The 1947-nt window shown below is 35.5% G+C and carries 2 protein-coding genes and 1 tRNA gene; 2 read left to right on the plus strand and 1 reads right to left on the minus strand.

Annotated features, from left to right (window positions below; genetic code table 11):
• Positions 1-329 precede the first annotated feature (329 nt).
• Complete coding sequence (locus CSX02_RS09945) at positions 330-764, plus strand: hypothetical protein (RefSeq protein ID WP_099386581.1); 435 nt, start codon at positions 330-332, stop codon at positions 762-764.
• A gap of 53 nt (positions 765-817) precedes the next feature.
• Here CSX02_RS09945 and CSX02_RS09950 read toward each other — a convergent pair.
• Positions 818-888: transfer RNA gene (locus CSX02_RS09950), tRNA-Trp, on the minus strand.
• Positions 889-1062: 174 nt separating this feature from the next.
• Here CSX02_RS09950 and CSX02_RS09955 point away from each other — a divergent pair.
• The gene (locus CSX02_RS09955) at positions 1063-1797 is read left to right on the plus strand and encodes a hypothetical protein (protein ID WP_031543892.1); all 735 of its coding nucleotides are present in this window, start codon (positions 1063-1065) and stop codon (positions 1795-1797) included.
• The last annotated feature ends 150 nt before the right edge of the window (positions 1798-1947 follow it).

The following is a 1947-nucleotide window of genomic DNA, read 5'->3' on the forward strand; positions in this document are numbered from 1 at the left end:
AAAAAAAAAAAAATAGTCCTTTTTAACCGATTCTCAGCAAAAATATTCTATAATAATTTAATTACAATACAACTAATTGCTTATGGATTCCACGCCCTTCATAATGTTATAATCACATTGTTTCAAATTAATGTATTTACAGAGGGAAGGTTGTTTTGAAAAGTTGGAGTAGGATATCTACACTACACCGCTTACTCTAAGCCATCAGCAGTTGGAAATTTTACTTTTATAAAAGCAAATTGTGGCTGGTATACCCAAAAAATAGTATACATAAATAGTGCTTATATTGATGGTGTGGTCTATATATAAACTTGAATGGAGAAAAACATATGTTAAAAAGGAACAAATTATTTCTATGTGCCGCTTGTATCCTATTAGTTATATTTTTTATTTGCTTGATAATTGTACAATTGCAAAATGCAAATCGTCCAAAAGCAGATCCACAAAAAATATATCAGGCAATTAAGCAATCCGCTTCTATTACAGCTGAGTATAACGGAAAAACTACATCACTGAATCAGGAAGAAATTTCTACTTTCAAAGAAATGATTACAGGAATGTTAGATAAGAAAAACTTCCCATCCATTGCTATGAACGAAGATCATATCAAAACCAATCTAAAATTCACATTGGATTCCGATTATTATGTCTATGTTGCAGAATCCAAAGATTTACTTTTCCTATTTCGCTTAGATATGCAACAGTATGCGATAAGCCTAACGGAAGATCAGTATCAAAAAATATTATCATTTACAGAAGAATAAATAAGAAGATAGAACAAAAGCCTTGGAACTAAATATCCAAGGCTTTTCTATAGCAGGGGATGAGAGAATCGAACTCCCACCAAAGGTTTTGGAGACCCCTATCATACCATTTGACCAATCCCCTATTCTGTTCTGTCGCTCTCACGACACTATGATAGTTTACTAAAAATAAGAATACATTTCAATGGTACTTTATTCCCAATTTTGCTATTTCACAGATATTTCTTTTTTAAAGTGATATAATGTTATTTGTGATGCACAAAGCACACAAATATAGATGTTTAGAGAGGTTTTTAAAATGAAAAAAACTGGATATGTTATCCTATGGTCCGTAGTCGGAGCGATGGTGATTGCGATTGGAATCGGCTTGTTCTTTGCCATACGCGAGAAGATGACACGGATTACTGCTGAAACTGTCGATGTCAGCGATTGGATTAGTGATGAGGATATCACGGTGAAGGAGCATTACTGTGCACACACCGGCATGTATCCAACAGCATCCGACACATTCATCAATTTTGCTTCCAACGGCAGCTACGAAATGAAGACCGGAACCAGTTCCATGGCTCAGGGAACTTACACCGTAGACAAAAATGTCATCACCACAAGCTATCAAAGTTCTTATAGTTCTTCCAGTGCAGAAGTAAAACTTTTGGCAGAAGGCAATTTCATCTTCTTTGAAAGCAACATTTGTTCCGGCGATGAAATCCCGGATGATGATACATTCGATGCAACTGTATCACGTGTAGACGCAGCCGGATATGGATATCAATACGAATTCCGCAAAGATGGAACCTACACTTTGACACACGGCGAAGCAAAAGATTGTCGTAAATGGACCGTTGTAGATGGCACTTACAAGCGCAATGCAGACAATACATTGACTGTTACTTTAAACGACAGCGATGCTCTTCCACTTTATATTTCTCATGGTCATCTGGTAACATCATTTTATACTGAAATCAGTAATGATGAATATGACAAAGCAATGAAAGAAGCCGAAGAAAAGAGCAAAGAAAATACTGAGAAATAAAAAGATCCCGCTTCCAAATAAAGGAAGCGGGATTTCTTTCGATAATTCCAAAATAAAAAAGACGCTTAAACAGCGTCCTCTCAATTATATCTTCAAAACTTCATACATTCACATCTCTTACAAACTTTAATGCCTAACCATTGGTCAAGC

The organism is Agathobacter ruminis (assembly GCF_002735305.1).
GTDB lineage: Bacteria > Bacillota > Clostridia > Lachnospirales > Lachnospiraceae > Roseburia > Roseburia ruminis.

Bases quoted from the DNA above. Each gene is read 5' to 3' on its own strand.
- CSX02_RS09945 (WP_099386581.1), top strand. From the start codon at position 330: ATGTTAAAAAGGAACAAATTATTTCTATGTGCCGCTTGTATCCTATTA.
- CSX02_RS09955 (WP_031543892.1), top strand. From the start codon at position 1,063: ATGAAAAAAACTGGATATGTTATCCTATGGTCCGTAGTCGGAGCGATG.